Consider the following 16,767-nt stretch of genomic DNA (forward strand, 5'->3'; position numbering starts at 1 on the left):
AAGGAGGAACGAGAAATATGCCTAACGTAAGCCTATTTAAACAAGATGGAACAACAATTGGCGATGTAACATTAAACGAAGAAATCTTCGGGATTGAACCAAACGAAAGTGTTGTATTCGATGCAATCATCATGCAACGTGCTTCATTAAGACAAGGGACACACGCGGTTAAAAACCGTAGCGCAGTTCGCGGAGGCGGACGCAAACCTTGGCGTCAAAAAGGAACAGGTCGTGCTCGTCAAGGATCTATCCGTTCACCACAATGGGTTGGCGGTGGAGTGGTTTTTGGACCAACACCTCGTTCTTACAAATACAAATTAAACAAAAAAACACGTCGTTTAGCTCTTAAGTCAGTTCTTTCACAAAAAGTTGCTGAAGGAAACTTAATCATAGTTGACCAACTAGCTTTCGATGCACCAAAAACAAAAGAATTCGCAAAAGTGTTAACAAACTTAAACGTTGACTCCAAAGTATTGGTAGTCCTAGAAAACGATAACGACTTCGCAGCATTGGCTGCACGTAACCTTCCAACAGTAACAATTTTGGGAGAAAACGGATTGAACGTTTTAGATATCGTATCTAACAACAAACTAGTTCTAACACAAGCTGCTCTTTCTAAAGTAGAGGAGGCACTTAAATAATGGAATTACATGACATTATTCTACGTCCTATCATTACAGAAGCTTCCATGCTAGTAATGGACGACAAAAAATATACTTTCGAAGTAGATGTTCGTGCTAACAAAACTCACGTAAAACAAGCAATTGAAAAATTGTTCGATGTTGAAGTTGAGAAAGTTAACATTATGAACGTTCGCGGTAAACTAAAACGTATGGGCCGTTACTCCGGTTATACTAAAAAACGCCGTAAAGCTATCGTAACTTTGACTGAAAGCTCAAAGACAATCCAATTATTCGAAGAAGAATAATGACCATTTAAAAACCCACATTAATATATAGGAGGGAAAACAACGTGGCGATTAAGAAATACAAACCTACCACAAACGGCCGTCGTAATATGACAGGTTCTGATTTCGCAGAAATTACGAAAACAACACCTGAAAAAACTTTGTTGGAAAAAAACAACAAACACGCTGGTCGTAACAACCAAGGTAAAATCACAGTGCGTCACCAAGCTGGTGGACACAAACGTGCTTACCGTATTATCGATTTCAAACGTAACATTGACGGCATTGTCGGAACTGTTGCATCAATCGAGTACGATCCAAACCGTACAGCTAACATCGCATTAATCCATTACTCAAACGGTGTTAAGACTTACATTATCGCACCTAAAGGACTTCGAGTTGGTCAAAAAATTGAATCAGGGGCAGATGTTGATATCAAAGTAGGGAATGCTCTACCATTGAAAAATGTTCCAGTTGGTACATTTATCCACAACATCGAAATGAAACCAGGTAAAGGTGGACAATTGATCCGTTCTGCTGGTACTTCTGCACAAGTTTTAGGACAAGAAGAAAAATACACGCTAGTTCGTTTGAACTCAGGCGAAGTTCGTATGATTCTTTCAACTTGCCGTGCTACTATTGGTTCAGTAGGTAATGAACAACACGAATTGATTAACATTGGTAAAGCAGGACGTAACCGCTGGTTAGGTAAGAGACCTACAGTACGTGGTTCTGTAATGAACCCTAACGATCACCCACACGGTGGTGGTGAAGGTAAAGCACCAATCGGATTGAAATCACCAATGACTCCATGGGGCAAACCAGCACTTGGTCTTAAGACTCGTAACAAGAAAGCTAAGTCAAGTAAGCTAATCGTACGTGGACGTAAAAAATAGTAAGTAACTTAGATATGAAACCGAAGAGATTCGAAAGGAGGCTTCACCATGAGTCGTAGCTTGAAAAAAGGACCTTTCGTCGATGAGCATCTTATGAAGAAAGTGGAAGCTGCAACACAGAGCGAAAAGAAACAAGTTATTAAAACTTGGTCACGTCGTTCTACAATCTTCCCACAATTCATCGGCCAAACAATCGCAGTATATGATGGAAGAAAACATGTTCCTGTTTACATTCAGGAAGATATGGTTGGACATAAATTAGGGGAGTTCGCTCCTACTAGAACTTACCGCGGTCACGCGGCAGACGATAAGAAAACAGGACGTCGTTAATTACGAGGGGAGGAATTATAATGGCAGAACAAATCACAGCAGCGAAAGCAACTGCTAACACTGTTCGCATCGCACCTCGTAAGGTTCGTCTTGTAGTCGATCTTATCAGAGGCAAGAGCATTGGAGAAGCAATCTCCATTCTGAAATTTACACCACGTGCTGCTTCACCAGCAGTAGAAAAAGTGTTAATGTCAGCTATTGCGAACGCAGAACATAACTATGATTTAGATATCGAAAACTTGGTAGTAAGCGAAGCTTATGTCAACGAAGGACCAACTATGAAACGTTTCCGTCCTCGTGCAAAAGGATCTGCTTCACCAATCATGAAACGTACGAGCCACATCACTGTAGTGGTATCAGAAAAGAAGGAGGGATAATCTGTGGGTCAAAAAATTAATCCAATCGGAATGCGTGTAGGCATTATCCGTGACTGGGATGCTAAATGGTACGCAGAAAAAGACTTCGCTAATTTCTTACATGAAGACTTGAAAATCCGTGAATATATCGCTAAGAACCTAAGCGAAGCATCAGTTTCTCGCGTAGAAATTGAACGTGCAGCTAGCCGTGTTAACGTATCTGTTCACACTGCTAAACCAGGTATGGTTATCGGTAAAGGTGGTTCCGAAGTTGAAAAACTACGTAAAAACCTTAACGCTCTAACTAACAAACGTGTTCACATCAACATTGTTGAAATCAAGAGAGCTGACTTGGACGCGAAACTTGTTGCTGAAGGAATTGCAAAACAACTAGAAAACCGTGTTGCTTTCCGTCGTGCACAAAAACAAGCTATTCAACGTACAATGAGAGCTGGAGCTCATGGTATCAAAACTATGGTTTCAGGTCGTTTGAACGGTGCAGATATGGCTCGTAAAGAGATTCACTCAGAAGGAACAGTTCCATTGCATACGCTACGTGCAGACATTGACTATGCATGGGAAGAAGCAGATACAACTTTCGGAAAACTAGGCGTTAAAGTTTGGATTTCTCGTGGAGAGGTATTGCCAACTCGTAAAGAAACAGAGAAAGGAGGGAAATAACCAATGTTAGTACCTAAACGTGTAAAACACCGTCGCGAATTCCGTGGAAAAATGCGCGGAGAAGCCAAAGGCGGAAAAGAAATTGTTTTCGGTGAGTACGGATTACAAGCAGTTGATTCAAACTGGATCACTAACCGTCAAATCGAAGCAGCTCGTATTGCTATGACTCGTTACATGAAACGTGGTGGGAAAGTTTGGATTAAAATCTTCCCTCACAAATCATACACATCTAAAGCTATCGGCGTTCGTATGGGTAAAGGTAAAGGGGCACCAGAAGGATGGGTTTCACCGGTTAAACGCGGTAAAATCATGTTCGAAGTTGGTGGCGTACCTGAGGAAGTAGCTCGCGAAGCTTTACGTTTGGCATCACATAAATTGCCAATCAAAACTAAAATCGTAAAACGTACAGAAATTGGTGGTGAATCGAATGAAGGCTAATGAAATCAAAGAATTATCCACTGCTGAAATGATTGAAAAGGAAAAAGCTTTTAAAGAAGAGCTTTTCAATCTACGATTCCAACTTGCTACAGGGCAACTTGAAAATACTGCCCGCCTTAAAGAAGTTCGCAAATCAATTGCGCGCATTAAAACAGTATTGCGTCAGCAAGAATTGCAAAATCAGTAATTCAGCAAAGGAGGAGACTTACAAATGACTGAAGAACGTAACCAACGTAAAGTCTACCAAGGTAAAGTTGTTTCCGATAAGATGGATAAAACAATTGTTGTAGAAGTATCTACATACAAAAACCATCCTACATACGGCAAACGTGTTCGTTACTCTAAAAAGTACAAAGCACATGATGAAAACAATCAAGCTAAACTTGGTGACATCGTTAAAATTATGGAAACTCGTCCGTTGTCAGCAACAAAACATTTCCGTTTGCTGGATATCGTTGAAGAATCCGTAATCATCTAATTAAACTAAGAAATTATTCCTGATCCGGAAGGAGGAAACAGAAGTGATACAAACAGAATCTCGTTTGAAAGTTGCTGATAACTCTGGTGCTAGAGAAGTTTTAGCTATCAAAGTACTAGGTGGTTCAGGCCGCAAGTTTGCTAGCATCGGTGACGTAATCGTTGCTACAGTTAAACAAGCTACGCCCGGTGGTGTTGTCAAAAAAGGTGAAGTTGTTAAAGCTGTTATCGTGCGTACTAAATCAGGTGCACACCGTAAAGATGGTTCATACATTAAATTTGATGAAAATGCATGTGTAATCATCCGTGATGACAAGAGCCCGCGTGGAACACGTATCTTTGGTCCAGTTGCCCGTGAATTGCGTGACAACAACTACATGAAGATTGTTTCCCTTGCTCCAGAAGTGCTATAAGAAACTGTAATATTGAAGGAGGTGCAACAACTCATGCACGTAAAAACTGGCGATAAAGTTAAAATCATTACTGGTAAAGATAAAGGTAAAGAAGGCGTTGTGCTACAAACTTTGCCTAAAAAAGACCGCGTTATCGTAGAAGGCATCAACATTGTTAAGAAGCACCGTAAAGCTTCACAAACAAACGTTACTGGTGGCATTCTTGAAGAAGAAGCTTCAGTTCACGTATCTAACGTTATGCTAATCGATCCTAAAACTGGCGAACCTACTAAAGTAGGTTACAAAGTTGAAGACGGTAAAAAAGTCCGCTTCGCTAAGAAGACTGGCGAACTTATCGACTAATTAACACAAGAAGGGAGGATTTCGTTAAATGAGCCGTTTGAAAGAAAAATATACTAAAGAAATTACACCATCATTGATGGAAAAATTCGAATATACTTCAGTGATGCAAGTACCTAAAGTTGAAAAGATTGTTATCAACATGGGTGTTGGTGACGCAGTTGCTAACGCTAAAAACTTGGATAAAGCTGTTGAAGAGCTAACATTGATCTCTGGTCAAAAACCAATCATCAATCTTGCGAAAAAATCAATCGCTGCATTCCGTCTACGTGAGGGCATGGCTATCGGAACAAAAGTTACCCTACGTGGCGAAAGAATGTACGAGTTCCTAGACAAACTAGTAACAGTTTCATTACCACGTGTACGTGACTTCCGTGGTATCAGCAATCGTTCTTTTGATGGACGAGGAAACTACACATTAGGCGTTAAAGAACAATTGATTTTCCCAGAAATCGACTATGATAGAGTTGATAAAGTTCGCGGTATGGATATTGTTATCGTTACAACTGCAAACACTGACGAAGAATCAAAAGAATTATTGACACAACTAGGAATGCCATTCCAAAAATAAGCGAAGGGAGCAAAGATAAGTGGCTAAGAAATCAATGATCGCAAAGAACAAACGTCCAGCTAAATTCTCTACACAAGAGTACACACGCTGTGAACGTTGTGGCCGTCCACATTCTGTTTACCGCAAATTCAAATTGTGCCGTATTTGTTTGCGTGAACTAGCTTATAAAGGACAAATCCCTGGCATGAAGAAAGCAAGCTGGTAATCAGCCATATCCGTAAGAAGGAGGTAAAAGTTAATGGTTATGACAGACCCAATCGCAGATTTCCTTACTCGTATTCGTAATGCGAACATGGTACGCCATGCAAGCTTGGAAGTACCTGCTTCCAACATGAAACTGGAAATTGCTAAAATCCTTAAAAATGAAGGATTCATCAAAAACTACGAAGTTATCGAAGATGACAAACAGAACGTTATCCGCGTATTTATGAAATACGGTGCTAACAACGAGCGTGTCATCACTGGTTTGAAACGTATTTCGAAACCAGGTTTGCGTGTATATGCGAAAACTGGCGAAGTTCCTCGTGTATTAAACGGATTAGGAATCGCAATCGTTTCTACATCAGAAGGTATCGTTACAGATAAAGAAGCAAGATCTAAAAACGTTGGTGGAGAAGTATTGGCTTACGTTTGGTAATCCAACTTTCCCTGCAACACAAATAATAGAAGGAGGTGCAGCCCTGTGAGTCGTATTGGTAATAAACTAGTCGAAATTCCAGCTGGCGTAACCGTAACTCAAGATGGAAACACTGTAACAGTTAAAGGCGCTAAAGGTGAACTAACTCAAACATTCAGTGACTTGATTACAATGAATATTGAAGGCAACATCGCAACTTTCTCTCGTGCAAACGAAGAAAAGTTCACAAAATCTCTTCACGGTACTTCACGTGCTTTGTTCTCAAACATGGTAGTTGGTGTATCTGAAGGATTCAAAAAAGAACTTGATCTAGTCGGAGTTGGTTACCGTGCTCAACTACAAGGAAACAAACTTGTATTGAACGTAGGTTACTCACACCCAGTTGAGTTCGTACCAGAAGATGGCGTTACTGTAGAAGTTCCTTCTAACACTAAAATCATCATTTCAGGTTACAACAAAGAACGCGTTGGCGCTCTAGCAGCTAACGTACGTGCGGTACGCCCACCAGAGCCATATAAAGGTAAAGGTATCAAGTACTCTAACGAAATCATCCGCCGTAAAGAAGGTAAAACTGGTAAATAATAGCCAGTTATTCCTTTTTGCAGCATAACTAATCTAATTAAAGAGGTGACAATTGTGATTAATAAACCAGATAAAAACAAAACACGTCTGTCTAGACACGCTCGTGTAAGAAGAAAGATTTCTGGAACTGCAGAGTGCCCACGCTTGAACGTATTCCGTTCTAACAAACACATCTACGCTCAATTAATTGATGACGTAGCGGGTGTGACGCTGGCAAGTGCCTCTAGCAAAAAAGATGTAGCAGAATCTGTTACTAAATCAGAAAGTGCATCAGTTGTTGGTAAAATGATCGCTGAACGCGCTGTAGAAAAAGGTTTGAAGAAAGTCGTATTTGACCGTGGTGGATATCTATACCATGGCCGTGTACAAGCATTAGCTGAAGCTGCACGTGAAAATGGACTAGAATTCTAGGAAAAGGAGGATAACCACACATGGTATTTATTGACCCAACTAATTTAGAATTAGAAGATCGCGTTGTTGCGATTAACCGTGTAACTAAAGTTGTTAAAGGTGGACGTCGTCTACGTTTTGCTGCTCTAGTTGTAGTCGGTGATAAAAACGGACACGTAGGTTTTGGTACTGGTAAAGCGAACGAAGTTCCTGAAGCTATTCGTAAAGCTATCGAGTCAGCTAAGAAAAACTTGATTGCTGTACCTACTGTAGATACAACAATCCCTCATCAAGTTATTGGTCGTTTCAACGGCGGTAACGTGATGTTGAAACCTGCACTTGCTGGTTCTGGAGTTTCTGCTGGTGGTCCTGTACGTGCCGTCATCGAATTGGCAGGTATTGCGGATATTACATCTAAATCTCTAGGATCAAGCACACCAATCAACATGGTTCGTGCTACTGTTGATGGTTTGACACAATTGAAAAAAGCTGAGGATGTTGCTGCATTACGTGGCAAGTCCGTAGAAGAAATCTTAGGCTAGGGAGGATATACAAAATGGCAGAATTAAAGATCACTTTAAAACGTAGCTTGATTGGACGTCCTCAAAACCAAAAAGATACTGCTAAAGCTTTAGGCTTAACTAAAATTGGTAAAACAGTTGTTAAACCTGCTAACGAAGCTATTAACGGTATGGTTAATACAATCAGCCACTTGATCGAAGTAGAAGACGTTAAATAATAGAATCAAAAATGAAGGAGGTGCCCAGTTAATATGAAACTTCATGAATTGCAACAGACAGAAGGTTCACGTAAAGTACGTAACCGTGTAGGCCGTGGTTCTTCATCCGGTAATGGTAAAACATCTGGACGCGGACACAAAGGTCAAAAAGCTCGTTCTGGTGGTGGAGTTAGACTAGGTTTTGAAGGTGGACAACAACCATTGTTCCGTCGTATTCCAAAACGTGGTTTCTCAAACATCAACCGTAAAGACTACGCAGTTGTAAACCTAGATACGTTAAACCGTTTCGAAGAAGGTACAGAAGTAACACCAGCATTGCTTGTTGAAAGCGGCGTTGTTCGTAACGAAAAATCCGGCATCAAAGTTCTTGCTAAAGGTGCAGTAGAGAAGAAATTGACTGTTAAAGCTCATAAATTCTCTGATGCAGCGAAAGAAGCTATTGAAGCTGCAGGTGGAACTGTTGAGGTGATCTAATGTTTAAACTTCTGAAAGAAGCATTTCAGACTAAAGACATTAGAAGCCGAATTTTCTTCACCCTTGCATTGTTGATTGTATTCCGTATTGGAACACATATCACAGTACCAGGTGTTGACGCGGCAGCCATTCAAAATTTAGCATCTACTGGATTGTTCAGCTTGCTGAACACATTCGGGGGTGGAGCGCTGAGTCAGTATTCGATTTTCGCTTTGGGTGTCTCGCCATACATAACTGCTTCTATCGTCGTTCAGCTCTTGCAAATGGATATTATTCCGAAGTTTACGGAATGGTCTAAGCAAGGTGAAGTAGGTAGAAGAAAGTTAAATCAAGGAACTAAATACTTAGCTGTATTTCTTGCATTTGTACAATCAATCGGTATTTCCATCGGATTTAATCAACTGTCCAACTTGGGCTTGATTAAGAATCCTGGAATCACAACTTACCTTATTATCGCATTGATAATGACTGCTGGTTCGATGTTCGTTATCTTCATTGGTGACTCCATCACACAGCACGGGATTGGTAATGGGACTTCTCTCATCATCTTCTCCGGTATCGTTGCCCGTATTCCAGTTGATTTGATGACATTCTACCAAGATCGATTCGTCGATGCTGGTGATCAGCTAATCTCGAATATTATCTTCGCAGTTGCCTTGCTAGTAGCAATGGTACTGCTGATAATTTTTGTTGTGTTTATTCAACAAGCGGAACGTAGAATTCCGATTCAATATTCTAAAAGAGCTACTGGTTCCAATCAAGCAGCGCATTTACCATTAAAGATTAACTCTGCTGGAGTTATTCCGGTAATCTTCGCCAGCTCCTTCATGATGACGCCGCAAACAATCTTAGGATTCTTCGCAGCGAACCATAGTGAAGCAACTTGGTACACTGTGTTAAATACTTTATTTAACTTCCGTGAGCCAATTGGTGCTGTAATCTATACAATTTTAATTGTCGCGTTCACGTATTTCTACGCATTGATTCAGATTAATCCTGAAAAAATGGCTGAGAACTTACAAAGATCTGGTGCGTACATCCCAAGTGTTCGTCCAGGTAAAGGAACAGAAGATTACATTACGAGTATGTTGATGCGTTTAAGTACAGTTGGTGCTTTGTTCCTCGGCTTGATTGCCCTGTTGCCAATCATTGCTTCGTCATTGTGGAACCTCCCAGACTCACTAGCTCTAGGTGGAACAAGCCTTCTAATCGTTGTCGGTACCGCTTTGGATACTGCTAAACAAATTGAAGGACGAATGGTGAAACGCAATTATCAAGGATTTATTCAAAAGTAAGGTGTATGTGGGGTCTTTCCCCACAAGCAACTTGCGCTTGCATAAAGGAGACGAGACAAAATGAAGAACCTAATTATTACTGGACTTCCCGGCGCTGGGAAAGGTACACAAGCTGAGCGTATTATTGAAAAATATGAGATTCCTCATATTTCAACTGGTGATATGTTCCGTTCAGCAATCAAAAATGAAACACAGTTAGGACTTGAAGCTAAATCATTTATGGATAAAGGCGAACTCGTTCCTGACGAAGTTACAAATGGGATTGTTAAAGAACGTTTACAAGAAGAAGATACAAAAAATGGCTTTTTACTTGATGGATTCCCAAGAACAATGGACCAAGCAGATGCTTTGGATAAGATTATGACTGACCTAGATCGTACGATCGATGCGGTTATTAACATTGATGTGAATCCCGAAGTACTAATGTCTCGTTTGACAGGTCGAATTATTTGCCGTAATTGTGGCGCTACTTATCACAAAGTAAACCACCCACCAAAAGTGGAAGGTGTTTGCGATAAATGCGGCAGTACTGATTTGTATCAAAGAGAAGATGACAAACCTGAAACAGTGGAAAATCGGATTCGCATCAACCAAGAACAATCCGCACCAATCTTAGAGTACTACTCTAACAAAGGATTGCTTCACACTGTAGATGGTGAAATTGGAATCGAGAACGTGTTCTCAGAAGTCCAAAACATCATCGACTAAAGTTGAAAAAAGGCTTGTTTTTAAACAGTATTTTCTTTGCAACAGTCTGTCATTATGGTATAATGTAGCAGTTAGTGTAAAATAAATGCATAGACAAGTCATACTCAATCAGGTCAGCAGAATGTGAGGAGGTATAAAGATGGCGAAAGATGATGTCATTGAAATTGAAGGAATAGTCGCTGAAACTTTGCCAAACGCAATGTTTAAGGTAGAACTTGAAAACGGCCATATTGTGCTCGCGCATGTGTCAGGGAAAATCCGGATGAACTACATTCGTATTCTACCTGGTGATAAAGTAACGGTTGAATTGTCACCGTACGATCTTACACGCGGCCGTATTACATATCGTTTCAAATAATGCCACTCCATCATTTTAAAGGAGGAATTTAAGAATGAAAGTTAGAGCATCAGTAAAGCCGATTTGCGAAAAGTGTAAAGTCATTCGTAGAAAAGGCCGTGTTATGGTGATTTGCGAAAATCCTAAACACAAACAACGCCAAGGATAATAACAAGGAGGTGCCAATTTATGGCTCGTATCGCTGGGGTAGATATTCCGCGTGATAAACGCATCGTTATCTCATTAACATATATTTACGGTATCGGTAATACAACTGCTAAGCAAGTGCTTAAGAGTGCAGAAGTATCCGAAGAAACTCGTGTACGTGATTTAACAAACGATGAATTAGATCGTATCCGTGCAGAAGTAGACAAATTAAAAATCGAAGGTGACTTACGTCGTGAAACGAACTTAAACATCAAACGTTTGATGGAAATCGGTTCATATAGAGGTATTCGCCACCGTCGTGGATTGCCTGTTCGTGGTCAAAATACTAAGAACAACGCACGTACTCGTAAAGGTCCTGCAAAAGCAATCGCTGGTAAGAAAAAATAATAAAAGTGAAGGAGGTTAAAACTTCATGGTTAAAAAAGTATCGCGTAAACGTCGTGTGAAAAAGAATATTGACTCCGGAGTAGCACATATTCGCTCAACATTCAACAATACAATCGTTATGATTACTGACACTCATGGAAATGCTATTTCATGGTCTTCAGCAGGTGCGTTAGGTTTCCGAGGTTCTCGTAAATCAACTCCTTTTGCTGCTCAAATGGCTGCAGAAGCTGCTGCTAAAGTGTGTATGGAACATGGAATGAAATCTGTAGAAGTTGCAGTTAAAGGTCCTGGTTCAGGACGTGAAGCAGCAGTACGTTCTCTACAAGCTGCAGGTTTGGAAGTTACAGCAATTCGTGACGTTACTCCTATTCCTCACAATGGATGCCGTCCACCAAAACGTCGTCGGGTATAATATTATATTCCGTATCGTTTTGTATCGCAATGGCCTCACTAGGATGAACGAACCGTTTTGAAAGGGGTAAATTGACATATGATCGAAATTGAAAAACCAAGAATTGAAACGATTGAGATCAGCGAGGATGCCACGTTTGGCAAATTCGTTGTGGAACCACTTGAACGGGGATATGGGACAACGCTTGGTAACTCATTACGTCGTATTCTATTGTCTTCACTTCCAGGTACTGCAGTAACAACTCTTCAAATTGATGGAGTATTGCATGAGTTCTCAGCTATTGATGGTGTTTTAGAAGACGTAACACAAATCGTCCTAAACATTAAACAACTAGCATTGAAATTCTATTCTGAAGAAGATAAAACAATCGAAATCGATGTGAAAGGTCCTGCAGTCGTAACTGCTGCAGACATCAATCATGATAGTGATGTAGAAGTTTTAAACCCTGATTTATATATTTGTACAGTGGCAGAAGGTGCACATTTCCACGTGCGCATGGACGCAAAGAACGGCCGCGGTTACGTTCGCTCTGAACATAATAAAACGGAAAATATGCCAATTGGTGTAATTCCAGTCGATTCAATTTTCACTCCAGTTAACAAAGTTAACTACCAAGTTGAAAATACACGTATCGGCCAACAAAATATCTACGACAAATTAACATTGGATGTTTGGACAGACGGTTCTGTAAGTCCGGAAGAAGCAGTCAGCTTGGCAGCTAAAATCCTTACTGAACATTTGAACATTTTCGTTAACCTTACTGACGAAGCTCGCAAGGCTGAAGTCATGGTTGAAAAAGAGGAAACTCAAAAAGAGAAAATGCTTGAAATGACAATCGAAGAACTTGATCTATCTGTTCGCTCATACAACTGTTTGAAACGCGCAGGTATTAACACAATCCAAGAACTGACTGAAAAGTCAGAAGCAGAAATGATAAAAGTACGTAATCTCGGACGTAAATCACTTGAAGAAGTTAAGAACAAACTAGCTGATCTAGAATTGTCCTTACGCCAAGATGACTAGTACTGCAACAAAGGAGGATTAACCAGAAATGGCTTATCGTAAATTAGGACGTACAAGTTCACAAAGAAAAGCTATGCTTCGCGATTTGACTACAGACCTAATCATTAACGAACGTATCGTGACTACTGAGGCTCGCGCTAAAGAAATCCGTAAAACGACTGAAAAAATGATTACTCTAGGCAAACGTGGCGATTTAGCATCACGCCGTTTGGCAGCACAATTCGTTCGTAACGAAGTTGCAGACGTACGTGAAGAAGACGACAAAATCGTTGTTGAAGATGCATTGCAAAAACTTTTCAATGGCTTGGCTGCACGCTATGCAGAACGTCAAGGTGGATACACTCGTATTCTAAAAACAGAACCACGCCGCGGTGACGCAGCTCCAATGGTTATCATTGAATTAGTTTAATTATGAAACATTTTCAGATGAAAAGAGCGTTATGATGGTTGCTTCTCCCATTTTGGTTGAGAAGTTAGTCTAGCTCGTGGGACCCTTACGGAAATCGTGATTTCCGTAAGTGGCTCACCATTTGTTTATGCGAAGAGATGAACAGCGAAGTTCAGCTCTATTTTTTTTTCTAAGTACCCGTTACCGTTCAAATAGGTTTCTCAGACGAGGCAGATGCCTCGTTTTTTTGTTTTAAATCGTAAATAGCACCCTCAGACTGCTGGGGGTGCTATTTTTTGATTAACCTGCGCACTCAAACGGGAAAATGGATTTGAGTGCGCATTTCTCACTCCCACCTGCGCACTCAAACGTAAAAACGGATCTGAGTGCACATTACCTACCCCAACCTGCGCACTCAAACGCGAAATTTGATTTGAGTGCGCAATTCTCACCCCAACCTGCGCACTCAAACGCGAAAATGGATTTGAGTGCGCATTTCTTACTCTAACCTGCGCACTCAAACGCGAAAATGGATCTGAGTGCGCATTTCTCACTCTAACCTGCGCACTCAAACGCGAAAATGGATTTGAGTGCGCATTTCTTACTCTAACCTGCGCACTCAAACACAAAAACAGATCTGAGTGCTCAACTCCTCTGTAGAATCCTTCTACATTGAGAAGCAGATAACAATCCGCCACACCACTCTGCCAAAATTGCTCCCGAGAGCAGGCGCTCCGGAAATAATAGCCGATAATCCGCCAATGCAGTTCGAACAGCATCGCCGCAATGACCTTTATGACCGCACGCTTGGCATCGATAGAGACGTTGCGAAGACCGCACGACAAAACACCGACACTTGCAACAGCGTAGCCCCTTCTTCATCGACTCAAACTGATATTTCGGAATCATTTTCAAGAACGGCGGGGCGGGAAGAGCGACCCCCTCCAAAGCAACGGCCAAATCTACCAACGTATCTGAAACGGCATACTGATAATGATTTAATTTCGTCAAATGATCCTGAATCTGGGTAGGCAATATTACATTCCGATTCTCCGGTGCACCCAACAACGTAAAAGTACTCCCGACATGAAAGACCACCGCATCAACATTTGCTTGTGGATAACCCAGTTCACGCAATAACGCCTTGAAATTATTTTTGGTCCGCGCCAGTTGTATCAACGGATTTGCGCGCTCCATACCTGACTGGCGATACATCTCCTCGCTGTGTTGCCACATGCCAGAATAATTCTTCACTTCGTAAATGATGACGGTATTTCCCACCAACAGCAAAAAGTCAATCTGAATCTGACCGGAAAACTTCGGTTCGAAATACAAATCGCGCAGCAAAATATGCTGAGATCGCACACTTTCCATTAACTGCACAAATTCACACTCACCCCGATACCCACATTGCAAATTCCACACATACCGCTTTTGATCGTCATTAAATAACATACGTCCATCCATTGCTTCTAACAGTTCCAAAGTTTTTGGTTTCATAATAAAACTCCTTTCATATATATATACGCAAAAAATCGCGAAAAGCTTTATTTATGTTAAAATTATTTTTAAGGAGTGATTTTATGACACACATATTAGGGCATCACCACATTTCTATGCGTACCAAATCTGGGGACGACAACACCCACTTCTACCGTGACATACTCGGTTTGAAGCGCGTTAAAGTCAGCGTTAATCAAAACGACCCTTACCAATATCATATCTTTTACGGGGATAATACCGGCAGTCCTGGCTTTGATTTAACTTTCTTTGAAAATCAAAGACTCGGAAAAACGCAGCGGGGGACAAACGCGATTACCACTGTCGGCCTTTTCGTTGACACTGAAGCAGCATTCCCGTACTGGGAGGAACGCTTGACCGCCCACAATATCCCCTATGAAATTGGGACGTATGCGAACTACCCGGCAATCCTGTTTCAAGATTCCGACACGGTGCAGCTCGCGCTCATTGCTAGTAATCATGCACAAGCGCCATTTTTCGAACCATGGCCGGATTCACCGGTTCCACTTGCCTATCAAATTAAGGGCATGGGGCCAGTAGAACTAGTTGTCCACAGTCTAGCCGAAGCACAAAAAACTCTAGTCGCTTTATTCAATTATCACAAAGTCTATAACAACGGCAAAGAAGCCCTTTACCAATCCGTAAAAGGCAACCAAAACGGTGAAATTCTGGTGACTGAAGAAGAAGGACCTAAAGAAAAACCAGGGCGTGGGAGTACGCACCATTTGGCGATTCGCGTTGCCGACCATGAAGAACTCAATTATTGGCACGAAAGAATAACCGAACACGGCTACAAAGTTGTTGCCCGGCACGACCGTTACTATTTCGAAAGTCTCTACTTCAGCGATGGCAATAACATTATGTTTGAATTGGCAACGGACGGCCCCGGATTTACTGTCGACCAAACACCAGAAGAACTAGGCACCCAGCTTGATTTACCGCCATTCCTGGAACAAAGACGCGAAGAAATTTTCGAAAATTTGAACCCATTAGCAGGCATAAAAAAAGACTAGAAAGCTTCTAGTCTTTTTGTCATGATATAGTCCGTTTGTTCGTCATCGCCCATATAAAAAGAATGCGCGCCTGTTTTCTCAAAACCGAGTACCCGATAGAATTCCAAAGCACGGGTATTATGTTCCCATACACCTAACCAAATTGCAGCTTTCTCCGTCTCACGCGCATGTTGAATAGCAAATGAAATTAACTGCTTGCCTAAACCACGGCGTTTGAACGCAGAACGCACATAAATCCGTTCAATCTCTAAAGCATCTAATCCCATCTCTTCGGATTGAGCGACGCCCGTATTGAGTTTCAAGTATCCGGCCAGCTTACTTTCCAAGTAGATAAAATAGAAAGAAGAGTCTGGATTAGCCAATTCCGACCTTAATTGATCAGGGTGATACGCTCGTTCCAAATAGGCTGCCAAATCTTCCGGTGTATTATCCGCGGCAAAGGTGTCCGTAAACGTTTCGATACTGATTTCTCGCAATAATTCTAAGTCTTCGCTTGTACATTTATGCATCTTCATATTTTAAACCATCCATCCATTTAAATAATAAAGGTAACTCGGCGTCCCAGAAGTGCCAATCATGGACACCCGGTCTTTCTGTATATACGAAATCAAAAGGTGCCATCACTTCTTTGAAGGAACGGTTATTTTCAATCAAGAAATCTTCCGACCCGCAGGATTGATAATAAGCAGGTAAGGTATCGTCCACAGATAAATTTTCTGCAACCGCAACTAAGTCATTTAGCGATCCACGCAATTGCTCTACCGACCCAAAGGCATTCAAAAAGGTATTATTCCGGTTTGAATCACCTTCCCAAAGCGCCACAACATCTAAAGCACCTGAGAAAGAAGCAGCACCACGGAACATTTCCGGCTTGTTCAGCCCAAGCTTGAAAGCCCCATAGCCACCCATCGATAAACCAGCGACAAACGTCTCTTCCCGCTTGTCAGAAATGTGATAGATGCGGTGTAATTTTTCGGGAAATTCTTCACTGATAAACGTCCAATACTTGCCGCCTGCAACCATGTCTGCATAAAAGCTTAAATGTACCTGTGGCATAAAGACCGCCAAGTTACGTCCTTCTAAATAGCGTGTTAAGCCTGTGTGGTAGAGCCAAGCATGATGATCGTCCGAATGTCCATGAAGTAAATATAAAACCTCATAGGGCCCCTTCATTCCTTCTGGTAGGACAGCCGAGTACCCCACATTCATCCCCAGTGCATCGGACCACATTGTACCATTAATAACGCCCATTCAAATTCCTCCGTTTCCTAAAAAAGTGACAAGA

General features: G+C 41.4%; 31 protein-coding genes. 28 read left to right on the forward strand and 3 right to left on the reverse strand.

What is annotated here, in order from left to right; translation table 11 throughout:
* Positions 1 to 17: 17 nt before the first annotated feature.
* From rplD to rplQ, 27 genes are all read left to right on the forward strand, one after another.
* Positions 18 to 641, forward strand: a complete 624-nt coding sequence (gene rplD, locus G7058_RS08480) for a 50S ribosomal protein L4 (protein WP_166063122.1) — start codon at positions 18 to 20, stop codon at positions 639 to 641.
* The gene (rplW, locus tag G7058_RS08485; protein WP_166063123.1) at positions 641 to 928 is read left to right on the forward strand and encodes a 50S ribosomal protein L23; all 288 of its coding nucleotides are present in this window, start codon (positions 641 to 643) and stop codon (positions 926 to 928) included. The genes rplD and rplW overlap by 1 nt, the downstream gene beginning before the upstream one ends.
* 44 nt (positions 929 to 972) lie before the next feature.
* Positions 973 to 1,803 carry a 50S ribosomal protein L2 gene (gene rplB, locus G7058_RS08490; protein ID WP_166063124.1) on the forward strand — a complete coding sequence of 277 codons (831 nt, stop codon included), beginning with the start codon at positions 973 to 975 and terminating at the stop codon, positions 1,801 to 1,803.
* A gap of 48 nt (positions 1,804 to 1,851) precedes the next feature.
* On the forward strand, positions 1,852 to 2,133 hold the full coding sequence (gene rpsS, locus G7058_RS08495; RefSeq protein ID WP_166063125.1) for a 30S ribosomal protein S19: 282 nt from the start codon (positions 1,852 to 1,854) through the stop codon (positions 2,131 to 2,133).
* A 20-nt stretch (positions 2,134 to 2,153) separates the two neighbouring features.
* The gene (gene rplV, locus G7058_RS08500) at positions 2,154 to 2,510 is read left to right on the forward strand and encodes a 50S ribosomal protein L22 (RefSeq protein ID WP_166063126.1); all 357 of its coding nucleotides are present in this window, start codon (positions 2,154 to 2,156) and stop codon (positions 2,508 to 2,510) included.
* Between the two features lie 3 nt (positions 2,511 to 2,513).
* Positions 2,514 to 3,170, forward strand: a complete 657-nt coding sequence (rpsC, locus tag G7058_RS08505; protein WP_166063127.1) for a 30S ribosomal protein S3 — start codon at positions 2,514 to 2,516, stop codon at positions 3,168 to 3,170.
* A 3-nt stretch (positions 3,171 to 3,173) separates the two neighbouring features.
* Positions 3,174 to 3,608, forward strand: coding sequence for a 50S ribosomal protein L16 (gene rplP / locus G7058_RS08510; protein WP_166063128.1), 435 nt, complete (start codon positions 3,174 to 3,176; stop codon positions 3,606 to 3,608).
* Positions 3,598 to 3,795 (forward strand): 50S ribosomal protein L29, encoded by a 198-nt coding sequence (rpmC, locus tag G7058_RS08515; protein WP_166063129.1) that lies wholly within the window; start codon positions 3,598 to 3,600, stop codon positions 3,793 to 3,795. The genes rplP and rpmC overlap by 11 nt, the downstream gene beginning before the upstream one ends.
* Positions 3,796 to 3,819: 24 nt before the next feature.
* Positions 3,820 to 4,086: a 30S ribosomal protein S17 gene (gene rpsQ, locus G7058_RS08520; RefSeq protein WP_166063130.1), complete on the forward strand. Its 267-nt coding sequence runs from the start codon at positions 3,820 to 3,822 to the stop codon at positions 4,084 to 4,086.
* A 43-nt stretch (positions 4,087 to 4,129) separates the two neighbouring features.
* Positions 4,130 to 4,498 (forward strand): 50S ribosomal protein L14, encoded by a 369-nt coding sequence (gene rplN, locus G7058_RS08525; protein ID WP_166063131.1) that lies wholly within the window; start codon positions 4,130 to 4,132, stop codon positions 4,496 to 4,498.
* Between the two features lie 33 nt (positions 4,499 to 4,531).
* A complete protein-coding gene (gene rplX, locus G7058_RS08530; protein ID WP_166063132.1) occupies positions 4,532 to 4,840 on the forward strand; it encodes a 50S ribosomal protein L24 in 309 nt (102 codons plus the stop codon).
* A 28-nt stretch (positions 4,841 to 4,868) separates the two neighbouring features.
* Complete coding sequence (gene rplE, locus G7058_RS08535; RefSeq protein WP_166063133.1) at positions 4,869 to 5,408, forward strand: 50S ribosomal protein L5; 540 nt, start codon at positions 4,869 to 4,871, stop codon at positions 5,406 to 5,408.
* 19 nt (positions 5,409 to 5,427) lie between these two features.
* Positions 5,428 to 5,613, forward strand: coding sequence for a type Z 30S ribosomal protein S14 (locus G7058_RS08540; protein ID WP_076768503.1), 186 nt, complete (start codon positions 5,428 to 5,430; stop codon positions 5,611 to 5,613).
* A 33-nt stretch (positions 5,614 to 5,646) separates the two neighbouring features.
* Complete coding sequence (gene rpsH / locus G7058_RS08545; RefSeq protein ID WP_166063134.1) at positions 5,647 to 6,045, forward strand: 30S ribosomal protein S8; 399 nt, start codon at positions 5,647 to 5,649, stop codon at positions 6,043 to 6,045.
* Between the two features lie 45 nt (positions 6,046 to 6,090).
* Positions 6,091 to 6,627: a 50S ribosomal protein L6 gene (gene rplF / locus G7058_RS08550; RefSeq protein WP_166063135.1), complete on the forward strand. Its 537-nt coding sequence runs from the start codon at positions 6,091 to 6,093 to the stop codon at positions 6,625 to 6,627.
* Between the two features lie 54 nt (positions 6,628 to 6,681).
* Positions 6,682 to 7,038, forward strand: a complete 357-nt coding sequence (gene rplR / locus G7058_RS08555; protein ID WP_166063136.1) for a 50S ribosomal protein L18 — start codon at positions 6,682 to 6,684, stop codon at positions 7,036 to 7,038.
* 20 nt (positions 7,039 to 7,058) lie between these two features.
* Positions 7,059 to 7,559, forward strand: coding sequence for a 30S ribosomal protein S5 (rpsE, locus tag G7058_RS08560; RefSeq protein WP_166063138.1), 501 nt, complete (start codon positions 7,059 to 7,061; stop codon positions 7,557 to 7,559).
* 14 nt (positions 7,560 to 7,573) lie between these two features.
* Entirely contained in the window at positions 7,574 to 7,756 is a 183-nt protein-coding gene (rpmD, locus tag G7058_RS08565; RefSeq protein ID WP_166063139.1) for a 50S ribosomal protein L30, read from the forward strand.
* A gap of 33 nt (positions 7,757 to 7,789) precedes the next feature.
* On the forward strand, positions 7,790 to 8,230 hold the full coding sequence (gene rplO / locus G7058_RS08570) for a 50S ribosomal protein L15 (RefSeq protein ID WP_166063140.1): 441 nt from the start codon (positions 7,790 to 7,792) through the stop codon (positions 8,228 to 8,230).
* Positions 8,230 to 9,525, forward strand: a complete 1,296-nt coding sequence (secY, locus tag G7058_RS08575) for a preprotein translocase subunit SecY (RefSeq protein WP_166063141.1) — start codon at positions 8,230 to 8,232, stop codon at positions 9,523 to 9,525. Before rplO ends, secY begins: the two co-directional genes overlap by 1 nt.
* 60 nt (positions 9,526 to 9,585) lie before the next feature.
* Positions 9,586 to 10,233, forward strand: coding sequence for an adenylate kinase (locus tag G7058_RS08580; protein ID WP_166063142.1), 648 nt, complete (start codon positions 9,586 to 9,588; stop codon positions 10,231 to 10,233).
* Between the two features lie 139 nt (positions 10,234 to 10,372).
* A complete protein-coding gene (infA, locus tag G7058_RS08585) occupies positions 10,373 to 10,591 on the forward strand; it encodes a translation initiation factor IF-1 (protein WP_062470719.1) in 219 nt (72 codons plus the stop codon).
* 34 nt (positions 10,592 to 10,625) lie between these two features.
* Positions 10,626 to 10,739, forward strand: coding sequence for a 50S ribosomal protein L36 (rpmJ, locus tag G7058_RS08590; RefSeq protein ID WP_166063143.1), 114 nt, complete (start codon positions 10,626 to 10,628; stop codon positions 10,737 to 10,739).
* 20 nt (positions 10,740 to 10,759) lie between these two features.
* Entirely contained in the window at positions 10,760 to 11,125 is a 366-nt protein-coding gene (rpsM, locus tag G7058_RS08595; RefSeq protein WP_166063144.1) for a 30S ribosomal protein S13, read from the forward strand.
* Between the two features lie 25 nt (positions 11,126 to 11,150).
* The gene (rpsK, locus tag G7058_RS08600; protein WP_166063145.1) at positions 11,151 to 11,537 is read left to right on the forward strand and encodes a 30S ribosomal protein S11; all 387 of its coding nucleotides are present in this window, start codon (positions 11,151 to 11,153) and stop codon (positions 11,535 to 11,537) included.
* Positions 11,538 to 11,615: 78 nt separating this feature from the next.
* Positions 11,616 to 12,560: a DNA-directed RNA polymerase subunit alpha gene (locus tag G7058_RS08605; protein WP_166063146.1), complete on the forward strand. Its 945-nt coding sequence runs from the start codon at positions 11,616 to 11,618 to the stop codon at positions 12,558 to 12,560.
* Between the two features lie 28 nt (positions 12,561 to 12,588).
* Positions 12,589 to 12,969, forward strand: coding sequence for a 50S ribosomal protein L17 (gene rplQ, locus G7058_RS08610; protein ID WP_166063147.1), 381 nt, complete (start codon positions 12,589 to 12,591; stop codon positions 12,967 to 12,969).
* 624 nt (positions 12,970 to 13,593) lie between these two features.
* Here the strand turns inward: rplQ and G7058_RS08615 are convergent.
* Complete coding sequence (locus G7058_RS08615; RefSeq protein WP_166063148.1) at positions 13,594 to 14,448, reverse strand: nuclease-related domain-containing protein; 855 nt, start codon at positions 14,446 to 14,448, stop codon at positions 13,594 to 13,596.
* A gap of 83 nt (positions 14,449 to 14,531) precedes the next feature.
* Here G7058_RS08615 and G7058_RS08620 point away from each other — a divergent pair, with 83 nt between their 5' ends.
* A complete protein-coding gene (locus G7058_RS08620; protein WP_166063150.1) occupies positions 14,532 to 15,482 on the forward strand; it encodes a VOC family protein in 951 nt (316 codons plus the stop codon).
* Here the strand turns inward: G7058_RS08620 and G7058_RS08625 are convergent.
* Positions 15,479 to 15,997 (reverse strand): GNAT family N-acetyltransferase, encoded by a 519-nt coding sequence (locus G7058_RS08625; protein ID WP_166063151.1) that lies wholly within the window; start codon positions 15,995 to 15,997, stop codon positions 15,479 to 15,481. The two genes, G7058_RS08620 and G7058_RS08625, sit on opposite strands and share 4 nt — an antisense overlap.
* Positions 15,984 to 16,733 (reverse strand): alpha/beta hydrolase, encoded by a 750-nt coding sequence (locus tag G7058_RS08630; protein WP_166063152.1) that lies wholly within the window; start codon positions 16,731 to 16,733, stop codon positions 15,984 to 15,986. Before G7058_RS08630 ends, G7058_RS08625 begins: the two co-directional genes overlap by 14 nt.
* Positions 16,734 to 16,767: the final 34 nt, after the last annotated feature.

Source organism: Jeotgalibaca porci (genome assembly GCF_011299095.1).
GTDB classification, from domain to species: Bacteria; Bacillota; Bacilli; order Lactobacillales; family Aerococcaceae; genus Jeotgalibaca; species Jeotgalibaca porci.

What these genes read in the sequence shown, in the direction of transcription:
- rplD (WP_166063122.1), top strand. Translation starts at nt 18, where the DNA reads ATGCCTAACGTAAGCCTATTTAAACAAGATGGAACAACAATTGGCGAT.
- rplW (WP_166063123.1), top strand. Translation starts at nt 641, where the DNA reads ATGGAATTACATGACATTATTCTACGTCCTATCATTACAGAAGCTTCC.
- rpsS (WP_166063125.1), top strand. Translation starts at nt 1,852, where the DNA reads ATGAGTCGTAGCTTGAAAAAAGGACCTTTCGTCGATGAGCATCTTATG.
- rplV (WP_166063126.1), top strand. Translation starts at nt 2,154, where the DNA reads ATGGCAGAACAAATCACAGCAGCGAAAGCAACTGCTAACACTGTTCGC.
- rplP (WP_166063128.1), top strand. Translation starts at nt 3,174, where the DNA reads ATGTTAGTACCTAAACGTGTAAAACACCGTCGCGAATTCCGTGGAAAA.
- rpmC (WP_166063129.1), top strand. Translation starts at nt 3,598, where the DNA reads ATGAAGGCTAATGAAATCAAAGAATTATCCACTGCTGAAATGATTGAA.
- rpsQ (WP_166063130.1), top strand. Translation starts at nt 3,820, where the DNA reads ATGACTGAAGAACGTAACCAACGTAAAGTCTACCAAGGTAAAGTTGTT.
- rplX (WP_166063132.1), top strand. Translation starts at nt 4,532, where the DNA reads ATGCACGTAAAAACTGGCGATAAAGTTAAAATCATTACTGGTAAAGAT.
- rplE (WP_166063133.1), top strand. Translation starts at nt 4,869, where the DNA reads ATGAGCCGTTTGAAAGAAAAATATACTAAAGAAATTACACCATCATTG.
- rpsH (WP_166063134.1), top strand. Translation starts at nt 5,647, where the DNA reads ATGGTTATGACAGACCCAATCGCAGATTTCCTTACTCGTATTCGTAAT.
- rpsE (WP_166063138.1), top strand. Translation starts at nt 7,059, where the DNA reads ATGGTATTTATTGACCCAACTAATTTAGAATTAGAAGATCGCGTTGTT.
- rpmD (WP_166063139.1), top strand. Translation starts at nt 7,574, where the DNA reads ATGGCAGAATTAAAGATCACTTTAAAACGTAGCTTGATTGGACGTCCT.
- rplO (WP_166063140.1), top strand. Translation starts at nt 7,790, where the DNA reads ATGAAACTTCATGAATTGCAACAGACAGAAGGTTCACGTAAAGTACGT.
- secY (WP_166063141.1), top strand. Translation starts at nt 8,230, where the DNA reads ATGTTTAAACTTCTGAAAGAAGCATTTCAGACTAAAGACATTAGAAGC.
- G7058_RS08580 (WP_166063142.1), top strand. Translation starts at nt 9,586, where the DNA reads ATGAAGAACCTAATTATTACTGGACTTCCCGGCGCTGGGAAAGGTACA.
- infA (WP_062470719.1), top strand. Translation starts at nt 10,373, where the DNA reads ATGGCGAAAGATGATGTCATTGAAATTGAAGGAATAGTCGCTGAAACT.
- rpmJ (WP_166063143.1), top strand. Translation starts at nt 10,626, where the DNA reads ATGAAAGTTAGAGCATCAGTAAAGCCGATTTGCGAAAAGTGTAAAGTC.
- rpsM (WP_166063144.1), top strand. Translation starts at nt 10,760, where the DNA reads ATGGCTCGTATCGCTGGGGTAGATATTCCGCGTGATAAACGCATCGTT.
- rpsK (WP_166063145.1), top strand. Translation starts at nt 11,151, where the DNA reads ATGGTTAAAAAAGTATCGCGTAAACGTCGTGTGAAAAAGAATATTGAC.
- G7058_RS08605 (WP_166063146.1), top strand. Translation starts at nt 11,616, where the DNA reads ATGATCGAAATTGAAAAACCAAGAATTGAAACGATTGAGATCAGCGAG.
- rplQ (WP_166063147.1), top strand. Translation starts at nt 12,589, where the DNA reads ATGGCTTATCGTAAATTAGGACGTACAAGTTCACAAAGAAAAGCTATG.
- G7058_RS08615 (WP_166063148.1), bottom strand. Translation starts at nt 14,448, where the DNA reads ATGAAACCAAAAACTTTGGAACTGTTAGAAGCAATGGATGGACGTATG.
- G7058_RS08620 (WP_166063150.1), top strand. Translation starts at nt 14,532, where the DNA reads ATGACACACATATTAGGGCATCACCACATTTCTATGCGTACCAAATCT.
- G7058_RS08625 (WP_166063151.1), bottom strand. Translation starts at nt 15,997, where the DNA reads ATGAAGATGCATAAATGTACAAGCGAAGACTTAGAATTATTGCGAGAA.
- G7058_RS08630 (WP_166063152.1), bottom strand. Translation starts at nt 16,733, where the DNA reads ATGGGCGTTATTAATGGTACAATGTGGTCCGATGCACTGGGGATGAAT.